Source organism: Bradyrhizobium sp. B124 (assembly GCF_038967635.1).
Lineage (GTDB): Bacteria > Pseudomonadota > Alphaproteobacteria > Rhizobiales > Xanthobacteraceae > Bradyrhizobium.
In genome coordinates this window covers 8,046,304-8,060,827 of sequence record NZ_CP152413.1, presented here as the reverse complement: position 1 = coordinate 8,060,827, position 14,524 = coordinate 8,046,304, and the positions used below count along the sequence as shown (strand labels likewise).

The following is a 14,524-nucleotide window of genomic DNA, read 5'->3' as shown; positions in this document are numbered from 1 at the left end:
GAGCTACGTCGAGATTCTGACGCGTAGTCGCTCACCCTGCTCCTGGGGCAGTCGAGAAATCCGGATGGCGCTTCCGAAGCGGGTCGAGGAACGGACGCAGCGATGGATTGCCGTTGGCCTGCTGCCAATAAGCGCGAATCAACCGTGTCGGCCCCTCGGCATCATGCACCTCGCGGAAGACGACACCAGGAAAGGCAGCTCCAGTCGCACTTTCCAGTACCAGCAGGATACCCCAGCCCGCGCCGACCAAGGTGAGAAGCCGGTCGAGCCCGACGTCGTGGCGAAGCAGCCGGCAAGCGTCGGAATATCCCATTTTGTTGATGACGAGCTTGTGCAATTCCGGTCCGGGGCCGCGCTGTGACGACAACAGCGGTTCGCGCCTCAGTTCGCCCCAGTGGACCACATCACGACCTGTCAGCGGATGGTTCTGGGGGAGGCTTTGTCGTCGACCGGGTCTTTGTCATTGGCAACCAGGCCCAAAAGCCGCTTGGCCTCCTTGCGTGCAAGGTCTGGTGTCCAAGGGGCACCGTGAGGACCGATGGTGACGAAGCGCTGCCGACCGAACGCTCGGTACTTGAGAACGTATGTCGCTTTGTCGCGTTGACGTTTACGGCGGGAAACAGCACGCCTTGATCATCCGTATGGGGGCAATACCGGATACGGTTGATGACGAAGGCCAAAGGCATATCCAAAGTCTGGACGTATACGCGTCGCACGATGCTGTTGGGCAGTAGCTTCTTGGGTAGCGCGTTGTTCGGGGGCGTTACGGTGCCTACACCCAATCGGCCGCAGCGCAAGGTTGCCATGGTGTTGAAGGCGGCTGACTCTCCCTTCGTCGTTGGGTGCACACAAGACGGCATTACCTCGTTGCGTTATCGTAACGATACGTATGACACGGATTATGTCCTGCCTGGAGCCGTGCTGGGGACGGCTCACGCTAGAGTTCGGCGTGCCGGATCCGAGTGGCATATGCTTCGAACCGGCGTTGATACAACGAAGCCGATGCATAGCGCGGCCCTTGAACTAGCAGCCCGCGATGCCGGCGTCCTTCTGACGACCCGCCTCGCAGTCGACGAGGCTGGATTGACGTGGGAGATCATGCTGCGGAACGACGGCATGGCGAGCGTGGAGGTTGGCGACCTCTATTTGCCCATGCCGATGAACACCGAATTTCCGGCAGGGCAACCGGTGTCGTTGGCTGTTTTGAAGCACAGCTTTGTCTCGGGGCATGGATCGCACATCTTCTGGATTCGCGGCAACAGCACCGGTCCCTTCCTCATGCTCTTACCGGAAGCGGACACGTCACTGGAATATTGGGATGTCCACAAGGATTCGGCCGAAGCCAGTGGGACCTGGTGCGCCTACATCTTGGGCGGGGCGGCCGCCGGCGAGGCAGTGGCGGGCGGGAATCGCTGGCGACAGCCGACCCATTCCCTGTCCCTGTCGCCGGCCGAGGAACGGCGTTACCGTCTCCGCTTCCAGTGGGTTGCCGATTATTCGGCGGCGCGCAGGGCTATCGCGGACGCCGGTCTGGTGGACCTGGAAGTAATCCCGGGCATGACGGTTCCCAACGACCTGCATGTCGACATCGCGCTCGCGTCCTCCATTCCGGTGGAGCGGATCGAAGCGGAATTTACCGGCGACACGGTGGTGCAACGGTTGCCGGATCGGGCTGGCAGGCGACTGTGGCGGGTCCGGTTTTCGCGATTGGGCGAGAACCGGCTGACCCTGCACCAGCCGGGTGCGCGCCAGACCTTTCTTGAATTCTTCGCTACCGAACCCGTCGAGACGATGATGAAGAAGCGCGCAACCTTCATCGTGAAGCGGCAGCATCGTGACTCGTCCAAATGGTACGACGGTTTGTTCGGCGAGTGGAACATGGAGACGCAGGTCTTGCTTGGCCCGGACAATTACGACCGGATCAAGGGCTGGCGCATCTACGAGGTGACGTGCGACGATCCCGGGCTGAGCAAGCCCGCTTACCTCGCGACCAAGAATGCCGAGCATCCTGATGCGGCGGAAGTGGCGGCGCTGGACCGGTATATCGATACGTTCGTCTGGGGCGGGCTGCAACGTACCACACAGGAGGCATACGCCTACGGCCTCTACGGCATACCCGATTGGAAGCAGAACCGGGAAAGCAGCGATCCCGGCCCAAAGGGCCGCCTGCATATCTGGCGGCCTTATGACTATCCGCACATCTTCGCGATGTATTTGGCCATGCACCGCATCGCGCGTGACCATCCCGCGATACCCACCGGCCAGAGCGCGCGAGATTATTTGGTACGCGCCTACGGTACGGCGCTGGCCATGTTCACGGTGCCGATGCGCGTGGTGATGTGGTCTGCCTATCGCACCGGCTTCTACAACGAATGTGTGATCCCCGAACTGGTTTCGGCGCTCACGACGGCGGGCTTGATGCGCGAGGCGGCGACGCTGGAGGCGCACTGGGCGCGTAAGGTGCGCGCCTTCGTCGATCCGAAGGCGGACCTGTTCGGGTCGGAATATCCGTTCGATTCCACAGGCTTCGAATCAACGCAGGCACTGGCGCGCTCGGCCCTTGACGACCCTGTCGCCATGGGGGTTTCGAAGGCGGCAGCCCGTGCCTTCGCGGAGCGTCAGATCGCTGCAAACCTGTTCTGCCGTGGTTGGCTGGAACCTGCTTATTACTACCTGGGCAGCGATTATCGCGGGACTGCGGGCGACGCCTATACGCTGACCTACATGGCGCAGATGGGCGGCTGGGCGCTGCTTGATCATGCGCTGAACGATGCAGACGACCCGCATCCGCTCCTTCGTCTCGGCTATGCGTCACAACTCAGCGCGTGGGCGTTGCTGAACAGCGGCCCTGCGTCGACCGGTCATGGCTATTGGTATCCGGGCGAGGAGAATGACGGCGCGGCCGGTGGCGGCTTCGAGCCGGCGCCGAGCGGGACCACATGGCTCGGTCAGCCGCATCACCGTGGAACGTGGTATTACTCGTGCGAGATCGACCTGGGATTTTGTGGGGCGGTCCGCGCTGCCGCGACGATCGTTGCCGACGATCCCATCTTTGGGCAGGTTTGTCACGGTGGCATCATGGAGACGTTCGCTCACACCCTGCATATCTGGCCACGTGATGGCGTGCGGCGACGGCTCAACGTGCGGCTCCAGTCTCTCCGATTGGACCTGGTGCTGCTTGACGCCCGATTCCGGGCGGATAGACCGATCATTCTGAATTTGGAGGAGGGGGGGATCAGCCTTACGCCTGAGCCCTTTGCCCCATCTGCATCGGGAGTGACGTTCGAATTGCGGTACGATGACGGGAGGAAGCGCAAGGAAGTCGTCGACATCACGGATAGCCAGATCGTCGTCCGCTTGCCTGCGGCGCGCTTACCGCGGGTTCAGGCTCGCTAGTGTTGCCGATGGGTGCGATCGGCACTTTTGGCCTGCTGTTCCACGCGGCTTCCGAGGCGATGACGATCATCGCCGCAAATCCCGAGCATCTCGGCGCACGTATCCGCATCACCGCGGTGCTGCATACCTCGGGTTCGGCGATGACCCATTATCCGCACATCCACATGATCGTGCCGGGTGGGCATCGGCGGCAAATTCAATAATCGTTGAAATAGGGAAAAGTGAATGCCGTGGCCGCGCTCTCGCGGGAGAATCGCCTCTAGACTAGTGCTTACGCAGATTTCGCGCATGAGCTAACCCCAACGCGCAACCCTCGCACCATTGCATTACAATAGTCTTTCTTCCTCACTTTTCGCACCAGCCAGCTTGACACGCCCCTTCGGAGGGCAAGGCTCAAGAAGACATGAATTGTTGCGTCGCACGTATCACCCGCGCTAGGGTCCGAGGCGAGAAGAGTCAGCGTCAAGGCTGCGGAGCAATCCAAAGATCGTTGTCGCGATTACCCTGCATCTCGTCATCCTCTCCTTTAGCGCGCTTTACTCGAGGCAAAAGCCCTACCAAGGGCACGGGGCCCTATACCCACGGGACGAACAACAGACCGAGGAAGCATGCCGCAGACACATGTTACAAAACAAACAAGCAGCGTCCGGAATACGCCACACGATTGGAGGACGACATCATAGAAGACGGACAGCACTGCGGTTAGAATGCTCCTTGGCTTGACGCTGCGAAAGCGCGGCGAATGGCCCCTTCGTCATGCACGGCTGTAGCAACGATTGGTACGGATCGATCTTCCGATTGCTTGGAAGAAGGGCGACCAGTGTTGGCCGACACCAAGCAACACGAGCAAATGGAGCAGAGACGCACGCGACAACGCATGTTCGGATCCAAGCGATTCAGAATTATTCGAATCGTGCTTGGCACCACGACATTCGGTCATCCGAACTTCAACAAGCATCTATATAAACTTCATTGTAGCGCCGAGAGCAGCAGCTCGATACGCGAGCCGGCCGCGAATCTCTTGCGTTCTGCGACAAATCGCAGGCTCTCGGTTTCGCCTTGGACAAGTTACTTCCTTGTCAGGACGTCGAGTGGAGTTTTGAGATGGATCAGGGCTTATCCGAAAAAGCGCAAGTACCAGAGGCTGTCGTGAGCGTCGCATTTGACAAAGCGTGGCGCTTTGTCGAGAAGGACCCGATCCTGGCGCATAATCTCAAGACAGTCCTTCATAGCCGATTGCGCGCTTTCCTGGAGTGCTCGATAAGGAATGGCGAACGGAATACCTTGCATCTGGCAAACGAGGCGATACGCAATTTGCGCGCCGAACTGGCGCCATCGACCAAACAGTAAGCTCGCTCGCACCTCCACTGGCGGGAGCAGTTCGGTTCGTTACGGCTTTTCGTGATCTTACGCAGCAGGAAGCCGACCCGCATAGATCGTGGTCGAGCTGGTCTTCCTCCGCTAATGTTCTGCCCGCGAAAGGCGAACCACGTCCTCGACTACCGTAGCCTGCGCAATTCTCGTGGCGCTGCGCGACCAGTCAGCTAGAAGCGAGCGCAATGCGATAACGAGCGAGACGGGCGCGCTATTCTCTACGCACTAAACGGTCTCGAGGCCTTAGCGGATTTGATTGATGATCACCGCACCAGTCACGATCGCAAACGGTGGCATGGTCGTCTTGCTGGACGGATGCGCTTGATCGCCCCTCGAAGCGTGATTTGTCAGCGCTCATCATTTGACGAAACCCGCTGGACAGCGAGCGAGCGCCGGTCATCGCTGCGTAGCTTGGCTTTGAAGCTGATTAGTGACGCGAGAGCAAAACATGCCGCACCACTCGGTCGCTTCGTAGGCCACCGGGAACGGGTCGCCTTCTAAGAACGAACACACTAACCGATCCAAGACCGTCATTTCATTCAGCGTTGGTTGATCCGGATTTACCTTTTGCTCACCATGATCCAGCTCTCGGTTATCTCGGTCGAGGCTGCGCATGATGATGGTTGCGCGCTTCACAAGCTGACGCAGCGTGCGTTTCAGCCGATTTCTTCCGGAACAATGTTGTGCTGCAGTTACAGCAATTCGCGATGATGTTGCTAAGACGCACGGCGCCGGGGGGCATCGAAAGGAACGACACTCAATGAAGAATTTGCTGATTCTGACTGCAAGCATCGGCGCACTCAGTGCGGCCGCTCCCGCACTTGGTGCGGACTTCGCCGTGCAGCCCGTCAACGTCAAGGCGCCTCCGGTGCCGGTCGCAGCCCCAATCAACGACTGGACCGGCTACTATATCGGTATCAATGGCGGCTGGGGATCGAGCCATAATTGCTGGGACTTCAATGGCGTCACTCCCGAGGGCTGCCATAATTCAACTGGCGGCACCATCGGCGGCCAGATTGGCTATCGTTGGCAGATCTTCAAGACGGTCTACGGCATCGAAGGTCAGGGCAACTGGGCCGACTTCAGCGGCTCCAATGTCAGCACCGCCTTCCCAGGAAGCACGGTGGGCACCAAGACAGATGCGTTCGGCTTGCTGACCGGCCACATTGGCTACGCGTTCGACCCCGTGCTGCTTTACGCGAAGGGCGGTGCTGCGGTGATCAGCAACACCTATCACATCAACTCAGTGGCGACTGGGGCCGAGATTGCCAGAAACAACGATGTGCGTTGGGGCGGCGCGCTCGGCGCCGGCGTCGAAGTCAGCCTCACGCCGAACTGGTCAGCTGGCGTCGAGTATGACCACTTGTTCATCCAGGGCAGCAACGTAACCTTCCCAACGGCCGTTGGCGCCGACCGCGTCCACCAGGACGTCGATCTCATCACGGCAAGGCTCAATTACAAGTTCAGCCCGGTGTTTGCCAAATAATGATCACCACGCGCTTGCGACGGTGAATCGAGAGCCCCGACCATCGGCCGGGGTTCTTTCTTCAAGCGCTCCGCTTCCCAACGGCATCCCTGCAGCACTTTCCGAAGCACCAGGCTCGAGCTCGTCAGCGAGATCCCTGGCTGGATGGCACGACGTCGCCGGGCCCCAACGTTGGCGGTCCGCGTCAGTTGATCCGACATGTCATCTGAAGGTTACGGAGCTCCACAACCTGACGCGGCGTGAGGTTTCAAATCGCTCGTCTCGACGGAGCGGCGTGTCTGCTGTTTCGGTAAATAGTGCCATGCCGAGACTTGCCAGAAGCTGGGAGTTATAATTTACCCAATTGGCGCTTGCTCCATTCGAGTGAGGAATTCAAAGAACGTTAAGGCGAATCGCCATAACGATCGCCTGGATTCGGCTGGTCGCGCCCAGCTTTCGCATCGCATTCTTGATATGAAAATTGACTGTATTCTCGCTGATTTGCAGGATCTTCCCGATTTCCCATGACGATTTTCCCTCTGCCACCCAGCGCATGCAAGTGATCTCGCGCTGCGATAGCGCCACTTTCTTTTCACAACCGTTATTGCCGGGGCGTGCGATCTCGCCATAGGCGGTGTGAAAGTTCCACGCCAGTGCGTTGAGATGACCGATGCGGTCCTGAGGATCAGCATCGTCGGACGGAGATGCAAACGACACCACAGATACGCGGCCCAACGGTCCAAACAGCGGCACGCTCATGCCATGCTTCAGGCCTGCCTCTCTGGCCTCATCCAGTACGCGTCTCTCGTCGGGTTGAAGTTGATAGTGATCGGCGAGTCGATCCCACAAAAACGGCCCCGACAGCATGGGCGTCCGCCGCACCACCGGATCAATGGTATGGTACTTGCGTTTGAAGTATCGGTCGCACCAGTCTGGCGGCCACTTCACAGCCACAGTCGGGGGTGGATACTCCGCCAGCCGAAGTGGCTCGACGAAGTTGAGGGCGCCGTAAGCAACTTCACTGAACCCCTCCTCGGTGGCACAGCTTACAAGAAGCTCGAACAGTGCTCTGAGCGAATGCGTCTGGTTCGCGCATTCAGTAAAGCTGAAAAGATCCATGATGGGCGCCTCAGGACGCCGATCAAAGTCGGTGTCACGGCGTTCGATTGCGCCTGTTTCAGGCGGAGCCACGTTCCGTTCCATGACCTGAACTCTTGGGTTTGTGCTTCGTGAAGTCTGGAGCGCTCGTATGCTGCACATTTCCGAATTCGTTGTCTTGCCGCCAGCCGCGGCGGCGTGATCGTCGCCGTCAAGCGGCCGAGGCGCCGCCGCCATCCTTCGACCCAGGTCGAACGGCGCGCCGCGACCACAGCACCGATGCCCGTTCAATTTGATCTGTCCGGTTCGCGGATGACGCACTGGCGAAATCGACGATCGCCGCAATGTTGTCCGTGGCGATGGTCTGCGCCTTCGACGCCGTTCCGGCGCCTAATTGCCCCGGTAATGCAGGCAGTGAAAGGTTTGATCGCTGGTCTGGCCGACATGCGCGAGCGATTGATCGCAGGCGATCCGGCGGTCGCAAAGACTTCACTGGCGATGCGAACCAAACAGCACCAGCGGCTACGACGTCGGCACAGGTCAAACTAGGTTGTGCGAGACCGGGGTCCGGCCTGCCGGAAACTTCGTTCGGTCTCAAGGGCGAGCACGAGAGGGCCCTCGTCGCTGCACTTCGCGATCTCGGTGAGCTAGAGCATGCGGGCTCGCTTGGAGGTGCCAGGCTCCACCCGCTCGGTATCGGCATCGATGCTCGGCTTGCTAGCGAAGATGACAGGGGCGTCACTTTTCTTCCCAATCTTGCGGATTGCTATCGCTAGCTTTTGGCCGGTCCTCCGCCGTTCGACGGCGTCGAGGGCGCGATTGATGAGCAACACGCAACAGTCGACGCAGAAGGCAACCGCCCAGCATCAGTGCCCGGCCTCTGAGGCGTTCCGTCTGGCAGGTCCGACGCGAATGAATCGACGGGGCAAATAATGGTCGCGTCAGAGGCGCAACGGGAGATACGCGGAGTCGCGAGACCTGCTTGATGCAGAGGACACTTAGCATGCGCAACTCCAGAGGGGAGAGAACCTATGGATCGGATCAGCAAGTGTCGTACCAATTGTCGGGTTCGTCAGAATCAACTGTCCAGACAAGCGCTTGACAGGATGGCGATCGGTTTCCGTGTACTAAGCGCATTGAAGCAATCGTGACACCGGGAGGAAACGCGACAGCGCCATTTGCGCCAGCCGCTGGGGGCGAGCTGGATGGTCAACCCGTATCCGCCTCTTCGCTGCGACGACCTTCCAGCACGCACGCATGGCTGCCAGCCCCGCGTGGTGAGCGCTTGGATTTGGCGACGGGACGGGATGCCGCCAAGGCGCCCCGACGCACTTCGCCGGGGTTGGAAGTGCGCCGGGCCCGCCCCAACATCATCAGTACATCCGTGATGATGCTTGCGGCAATGAGACAAGTAGCGTGGCGGAATTGAGGCTCAACCATTTTTCCCACTTGGGGTCCGGAATGTTTTCATGCGGGCTCCCAAGGACTTGAATCGCACGTAGCGTCAGGTTGTAGAATCTCGCACTTGGCGTTTTCATCTAACAAGCAACTGCTTGTCCGTGACATCACGAGGCTTGGAACGGGATTTCGATGGACGCTGCGCTGGGATTTTTGCTGATGACGCGAGATCCACCGGGGCCAAGCGTCATTCCACTCCAAAGGGCCAAGTCCAATCCGCGGGTTGTTTCCTGATGATCGGGTTGCCTTGAATGAATCTTGAATGAACTCCGCAACATCCGAATGCAAAGCTGCTGCATTATCGAAAACGCCTCCATTCGCGAACAGCGCAGCGACCCCTGCGCCATCACTGCTTGTCGAAGCTTTCAGTTGTACACAAAGGCTATTTGTTCGACCTGATTGCGCTTTTGATCTGTACCGGCAGCACAGACGTAGAGAACGCAGCAACGAAGAGCGTACGACCATCGCCGTGCAATTCCTTCCTGGTAAACGAGAACGGGGGCAGATTTCAAAGCGGGCGCGTTGACATAACGCAAAGACACAGGAGTGAGCATAGGTCAACTTCATGCTGTATGAGCATGGGAATGTTAAGCCTTGCAGACCTCACTCCTGAACAAATATTGCGATGCTCGTCTGCCTTGGTACACCATCTACCCAACCGTGCCTGATTTCTCTGGGAGCGTCGGCGCCGAGGCTTGCAAGACATGGTTGAGGCGGCTGCCGCCCGACGACCCCGTATCTCTCTATCTCCATGTTCCGTTCTGCCGGTCGATCTGCTGGTATTGCGGCTTTCCCACGAGCCTCACTCGCAGCGAGCGGCCGATTCGTGATTTTCTGGCGGTGCTGCGGGAGGAGATTCGATTGGTCGCAGAGCAAGTGCCACGCGCTTTGCCCGTGAGCGACGTGCATTTTGGCGGCGGAACGCCGACCACCATCGCGCCGGCCGATTTCCTGGCCCTTATGGAACTCCTGCGCGGCTGCTTCGCGTTCAGTAAATCGGCTACCGTCGCCATCGAGATCGACCCGCGCGCGTTCACAGTGGAGATGGCCGAAACCTTAGGCGCAGCCGGCGCCAGCCGCGCGAGCATCGGCGTGCAAAGCTTTGATCCCCTGGTTCAAAGGGCGGTCAACCGCCTCCAAAGCGAGGCACAAACGGCTTCTGCCGTCGAAACTCTTCGCCAGCATGGAATAAGCCGCATCAACCTCGACCTCCTCTTCGGGCTGCCACATCAGACAGTGCAGTCCTGCGTGGACTCCGCGAGGACGGCCTTGGCCATGCGGCCCGACCGGCTTGCGGTTTTCGGCTACGCCCACGTTCCCTCCTATATGAAACGTCAGCGCCAGATCGACGAGGCGGCGCTGCCGGACAATGTTGCCCGCGCCGAGCAGGCCGCGGCCGTGGCCGATACGCTGGTCTCCGCCGGCTACCGCCAAATCGGGCTCGACCATTTCGCCTTGCCGGACGACGAGCTCGCGCTGGCGCAGACAGCCGGTCAGCTGCGCCGCAACTCCTTGGGTTATACGGCCGATACCTGTAAAACCGTGATCGGCTTCGGTCCGTCAGCCATCGGCCGTCTCCGTGACGGATACGTCCAGAACGAGATCGCAACCGCTTCCTATAGCCAACACATTGGAGCTGGTCGTCTGGCAATCTCAAAAGGCTACTGTCTCACCGCCGAAGATCGCCTCCGGGCAGCAATCATCGAGCGTCTGATGTGCGACTTGCAGGCCGACTTACCGGCAATCTGTGCTGCCCACGGATTTGATCCGATTGCTGTTCTCGATTCCGCTGACCGCTTGGGAATGCTCGCGGAAGACGGGATAGTGGACATTGAAGCGGGTCTCATCCGTGTCAGGCAGCAGCACCGTTTTGTCACTCGCGCTGTTGCTGCCGCGTTCGACGCTCATATCGACCGCGCCCCCTATTGAGGAAGCCAGGCAGGTGAGCACTCCAAAATCATCAACGCTCCTCGTGAACGAGTGATCGGACGAAGCGCCGCGGGCAGCTACCCCACCTGCCCCAGAGTGCTCTCGAATGATGGTGACGATCCGCGCGAACGCGCCCTTGGAGACGCCGGCGTCCTCCGAAGCTCGGGTGCCTTGCCGCCACAAACCGCTTTGCGAAGCGACGGCCCACCTGCTCGAGCGCGATTGAGGATTCGGCTACGCCTGTAGCCGTCCGAGACGTCAGCGCTCGCCTGTCTTCGGGTTTGCGATCACTGGCGCGCCTCCGACGGAAACAGGTCCCTGTGGCTTCGACCGTCCAACGCGTTTCTTGGCTGGGCTCGAAACAGCTTGGGCTGGCGACGAGGGAGGGACGGAAGGGACAGAGGTGGCGAGTATTAACTTCTGGAGGGAATCGATCCGCGAACTCAGCACGGTGATCTGATCCAAGTTCGCTTTGAGGTCCTGCCGCTGGGCATCGAACCGGCGGTTGAGTTCTGAGAACTCATCGGCAGCCTTCTGCTGTGCCCACTTTATTTCGAACAAGGATGCCCTGTCCTCCGGTGACAGACCCATCGTTGGAGGGACGTCCCGGGCTACCGGCGTCTCGACAAACTCTCCGAAGTTGGCCCAGAAATAGGCACCAGCGGCACACGAGCCGAGGAGAACGAATGGCAGCACCAAAACCCAAAGAATGCGTCTTGGCGGTCTGTGCAAGAGCGGCCGCAAATCCGAAGCGGCCGCTTGATCAATCATCTCCATCGTCCCTCACGCAACATCCCTGTTCAGATCCGCTTATTTCGTTGACGCGAGAGCTTGTGACGCTCACGCATTCCTGGGGCATCGACCGTCGACATATCATTCCTCGCAGCATCGCCCGATCATGTGACCGACCGACTGGCTTGATGAAGCGGCTCCTGTGTGAGGCGCCTTTTTTCCGCAACACAAAGAGACACTTTGCGCGGGCACCAGCACCATCGCGCTACCAGCGAGCAATATTTCTCGTTTTCGTCGGCGATGGCGCAGCATTTTTCTATCATCAGACCCTTGCGGACCATTACCTTGCCGACGCTCGAATGCGAGCTGGCCACTGCTTCCCGGAGTGTCTTCGCAATGGAGTCCGCCTTGCGGCTTTGCCGAGACCCGTGACTTCATCGAACCATTGCACATGGTCAACTACCAATCCCGGCAGATTGATCGAGATGACGGGTGCATGGCAAGCGTGACTAACGAACGCCGCGCACGTCGGGGGAGACCGAATGCAGGACAGATTTGACCGGACCGACCGAGCCGATGGATTGACCGACTGCTCGTCCGCCCCCACCAAGGCAACTGGAAGGCTAATTTCTGTGTTCTCCCGGGCAACCATGATGGACGTTGTGGTGCGATCGCCGGGGCGCGCAAGCTCCAGGGCTCTCTGGCCTTCGAGCCTATCGATTGTCTCGTCTTTTCGTGACAACGACACCAAGGAGGCTTCATGAAGCCACGTCTCGTGGTCGGTGAAGCTTGCTTTCTGGTAGCTGCCCATTTCGCCGAGAAAGACGCCTTCGATCAAGGTGCGCGGCACCGCGAGATTCCTCCACCCCACAGTGAAGCAAGGTCGTCGTTCGCAACGTCGTGGTGGCGAGGAACGCCGAGGCTCCGCATGGTCGCTGCCAACATCTCGCCGAGCCAGCGCTCGCCGCTCGCATGATGCACAAAGCAAGATGCAACGAGATCATGCTCGCGCCTGCCGGTGACGAGGGTTGGCAAGGCTAAGCGGCTCTCGCTGGATCGAGGGATCTCCTGCTGCAGGGCGTTCCCCTCGCCCTCTGACGCAAACAGTTGGGAGTCGACTCTGGGCCAATCAGAGCGGAGTGCGGTCGATTCATGGCTAGCAGACACGGACCGAAGTACACTATGCAAGACTGCTTTCTTGCGACGACATCGCCTCGGATCGACTCGGCTGCACCGGCACTTTCTTTCAACTTTCGACGAGCCGGGAAACGACGTGGGCTTGCCATCGCACTTCCGCTAGCGGCTAGTCTGGTCGGCAATTCCATGCTGGCACAAGCCGCTAACGAACCTGGTCCCAAGAGCGGTACTACGGATCGGGCCAGCAAACGAAGAATTCAAACAGCGTCCGATCCAGCGACAAAGGTCCGGATCGGCATGATCGGTCAGGCAATCCGCTCTCGAGCCTGGGCGCCAGCAGTAGGTCCCGGCGTGTCTCTCGACAAGCGCGACAATGCGAATGGGGCCGCACAGGCAAGAACGCAAAAGACGACCGAGCCCTTCGCAAGGTACGAAAATCTGCGTGAAAAAGGGTTGTGGCTCAACATACCTGGCCCTGCCGACACGATTGATCAGGACAGGCACGGCATCAGATCCGCGCTGGCAGACGTCGGCATCGGTTATATCGGCTGGACACATAACATCTTTGCAAACAACCAGCTGCCGAATGCATCCAGAAGCAGTATCGCCAACCAGCTCTATATGGGCCAGAATCCGACGTTTGCTACGGCGAACTTCATGATCGTCACCTACGATCTCAGCCGGTTTGGCATCCCCGATGGCCAGATTGTCGTGGGAGCCGAGCAGCAATACTGGACGTGGAAGTCCCCGGGGCCAGATCGAGTGGGACTGAATACGCTCGCCTACTATCAAACTCTCTTCGACAGGAAACTCGAATTCAAACTAGGTTATCTCAGGAATCAAAATGAGTTCACCGGCACATTGTTCGGAGGGATCTCAGGATCAAACATGTTTGCCTTGTTCCAAGCAGGCATGAGCACCAACCCTGCACCCACGCCGGCGGTCAACCTGCAGTACAATCTTGATGATCGCTTGTACAACAAAGTCTCTGTGCAGCGCTCGATCAGTCCAGATGGTCCCTATGCGCAGATAGCCGAGAATCCCTCCGGCTTGAACTGGAGTACAGCCAACGCGGGCATTCTTTTCGTTGATGAACTTGGCTACAAGAGCAAGGCCGCTGCCGGCGTGCCCGACACGTGGCTGCGGGCGGGCGTCGGCTTCAACACCAGTCACTACAAGAACTTAGCGGATCCGGATCAGCAAAGGGAGAGTGGGAATAATTTTCATTACATCGCAGCGGACAAGCAACTCTCGCAGAGTGACGCTGAGGGGGCGCCATCTCGTGGCATCTATGGCGGATTTTCGGTCATGGGTGCTCCGCCTGACCTGAACAGGATCAGCCGGTATTACGAGCTTCGTCTTTATGCGAAGGGACCTTTTGATAGTCGGCCCGGTGATCTGATTGCTCTCGTTGCCACCAACACGGCCTGGAGCAAGTTTGCAGTGGATGCTGCCTTGGCCAAAGGGCAGCTTGCGCATCGCGATACCACAGCAATTACGGGAACATATACCGCGCATCTCGCTCCTGGGATATATGCAAGCGTCGGTTTGTCATACATTCATAACCCGGCAAGCGTCACACACACGCCCCAAACGGAACATGCCCTCAATCTGCTGGTGTCTACGTTGATATTCTTCTGACTCATCGGGAATGCTCACCAATTCGGCCCGGGACGCCCGCTTCTGATGAATTGCCTGCCGATCGCGACGACGACTGGCGAGACCGGCCGCGCAACGATATCCGCAGCGCATGTTGGTACCGTCGCGACGGACGTCATAATGCCTGCCGTCACAAGAGACAGATTCTTTATCGAGCTTCCGTCGTTTGGACGAACACGGCTGCGCGGCATCCTAGCAGCCCGAACGCCGATTTACTGCGATTGTGCGCGCGACATTCAGCTCGCAGGAATCATCTTGAATTGTCCCGAGCGTCAG

9 protein-coding genes and 1 pseudogene are annotated in these 14,524 nt (G+C 59.1%); 6 read left to right on the top strand and 4 right to left on the bottom strand.

From position 1 onward, the window contains the following. Window positions 1–31: 31 nt before the first annotated feature. Together AAFG13_RS37985 and AAFG13_RS37980 are read right to left on the bottom strand one after the other, a co-directional pair. Entirely contained in the window at window positions 32–403 is a 372-nt protein-coding gene (locus AAFG13_RS37985) for a hypothetical protein (RefSeq protein ID WP_342710099.1), read from the bottom strand. A gap of 11 nt (window positions 404–414) precedes the next feature. After that, window positions 415–540: a hypothetical protein gene (locus AAFG13_RS37980; RefSeq protein WP_342713496.1), complete on the bottom strand. Its 126-nt coding sequence runs from the start codon at window positions 538–540 to the stop codon at window positions 415–417. Between the two features lie 126 nt (window positions 541–666). Here AAFG13_RS37980 and AAFG13_RS37975 point away from each other — a divergent pair, with 126 nt between their 5' ends. The 4 genes and pseudogenes from AAFG13_RS37975 to AAFG13_RS37960 all read left to right on the top strand — a co-directional run bounded on the left by AAFG13_RS37975 (window position 667) and on the right by AAFG13_RS37960 (window position 6,256). Beyond that, window positions 667–3,396 (top strand): DUF5695 domain-containing protein, encoded by a 2,730-nt coding sequence (locus AAFG13_RS37975; RefSeq protein ID WP_342710098.1) that lies wholly within the window; start codon window positions 667–669, stop codon window positions 3,394–3,396. Window positions 3,397–3,443: 47 nt separating this feature from the next. Continuing rightward, window positions 3,444–3,578: pseudogene (locus AAFG13_RS37970) on the top strand (transposase); the annotation flags it as partial. Between the two features lie 922 nt (window positions 3,579–4,500). Next, the gene (locus AAFG13_RS37965; RefSeq protein ID WP_342710097.1) at window positions 4,501–4,746 is read left to right on the top strand and encodes a hypothetical protein; all 246 of its coding nucleotides are present in this window, start codon (window positions 4,501–4,503) and stop codon (window positions 4,744–4,746) included. A 784-nt stretch (window positions 4,747–5,530) separates the two neighbouring features. Beyond that, window positions 5,531–6,256, top strand: a complete 726-nt coding sequence (locus AAFG13_RS37960; protein WP_342710096.1) for an outer membrane beta-barrel protein — start codon at window positions 5,531–5,533, stop codon at window positions 6,254–6,256. Between the two features lie 372 nt (window positions 6,257–6,628). Here AAFG13_RS37960 and AAFG13_RS37955 read toward each other — a convergent pair whose 3' ends face one another. Next, a complete protein-coding gene (locus AAFG13_RS37955; protein WP_342713494.1) occupies window positions 6,629–7,354 on the bottom strand; it encodes a LuxR family transcriptional regulator in 726 nt (241 codons plus the stop codon). A 2,031-nt stretch (window positions 7,355–9,385) separates the two neighbouring features. Between AAFG13_RS37955 and hemN the strand changes: the two genes are divergently transcribed. Beyond that, window positions 9,386–10,720 carry an oxygen-independent coproporphyrinogen III oxidase gene (hemN, locus tag AAFG13_RS37950; RefSeq protein ID WP_342710095.1) on the top strand — a complete coding sequence of 445 codons (1,335 nt, stop codon included), beginning with the start codon at window positions 9,386–9,388 and terminating at the stop codon, window positions 10,718–10,720. Between the two features lie 258 nt (window positions 10,721–10,978). On the opposite strand, the gene AAFG13_RS37945 is transcribed toward hemN, so the two are convergent. After that, on the bottom strand, window positions 10,979–11,497 hold the full coding sequence (locus AAFG13_RS37945; protein WP_342710094.1) for a hypothetical protein: 519 nt from the start codon (window positions 11,495–11,497) through the stop codon (window positions 10,979–10,981). 1,278 nt (window positions 11,498–12,775) lie between these two features. On the opposite strand from AAFG13_RS37945, the gene AAFG13_RS37940 reads away from it, so the two are divergent. Further along, window positions 12,776–14,230, top strand: a complete 1,455-nt coding sequence (locus tag AAFG13_RS37940) for a carbohydrate porin (protein ID WP_342710093.1) — start codon at window positions 12,776–12,778, stop codon at window positions 14,228–14,230. Window positions 14,231–14,524: the final 294 nt, after the last annotated feature.

What these genes read in the sequence shown, in the direction of transcription:
- AAFG13_RS37975 (WP_342710098.1), top strand. Translation starts at nt 667, where the DNA reads ATGACGAAGGCCAAAGGCATATCCAAAGTCTGGACGTATACGCGTCGC.
- AAFG13_RS37965 (WP_342710097.1), top strand. Translation starts at nt 4,501, where the DNA reads ATGGATCAGGGCTTATCCGAAAAAGCGCAAGTACCAGAGGCTGTCGTG.
- AAFG13_RS37960 (WP_342710096.1), top strand. Translation starts at nt 5,531, where the DNA reads ATGAAGAATTTGCTGATTCTGACTGCAAGCATCGGCGCACTCAGTGCG.
- AAFG13_RS37955 (WP_342713494.1), bottom strand. Translation starts at nt 7,354, where the DNA reads ATGGATCTTTTCAGCTTTACTGAATGCGCGAACCAGACGCATTCGCTC.
- AAFG13_RS37945 (WP_342710094.1), bottom strand. Translation starts at nt 11,497, where the DNA reads ATGGAGATGATTGATCAAGCGGCCGCTTCGGATTTGCGGCCGCTCTTG.
- AAFG13_RS37940 (WP_342710093.1), top strand. Translation starts at nt 12,776, where the DNA reads ATGCTGGCACAAGCCGCTAACGAACCTGGTCCCAAGAGCGGTACTACG.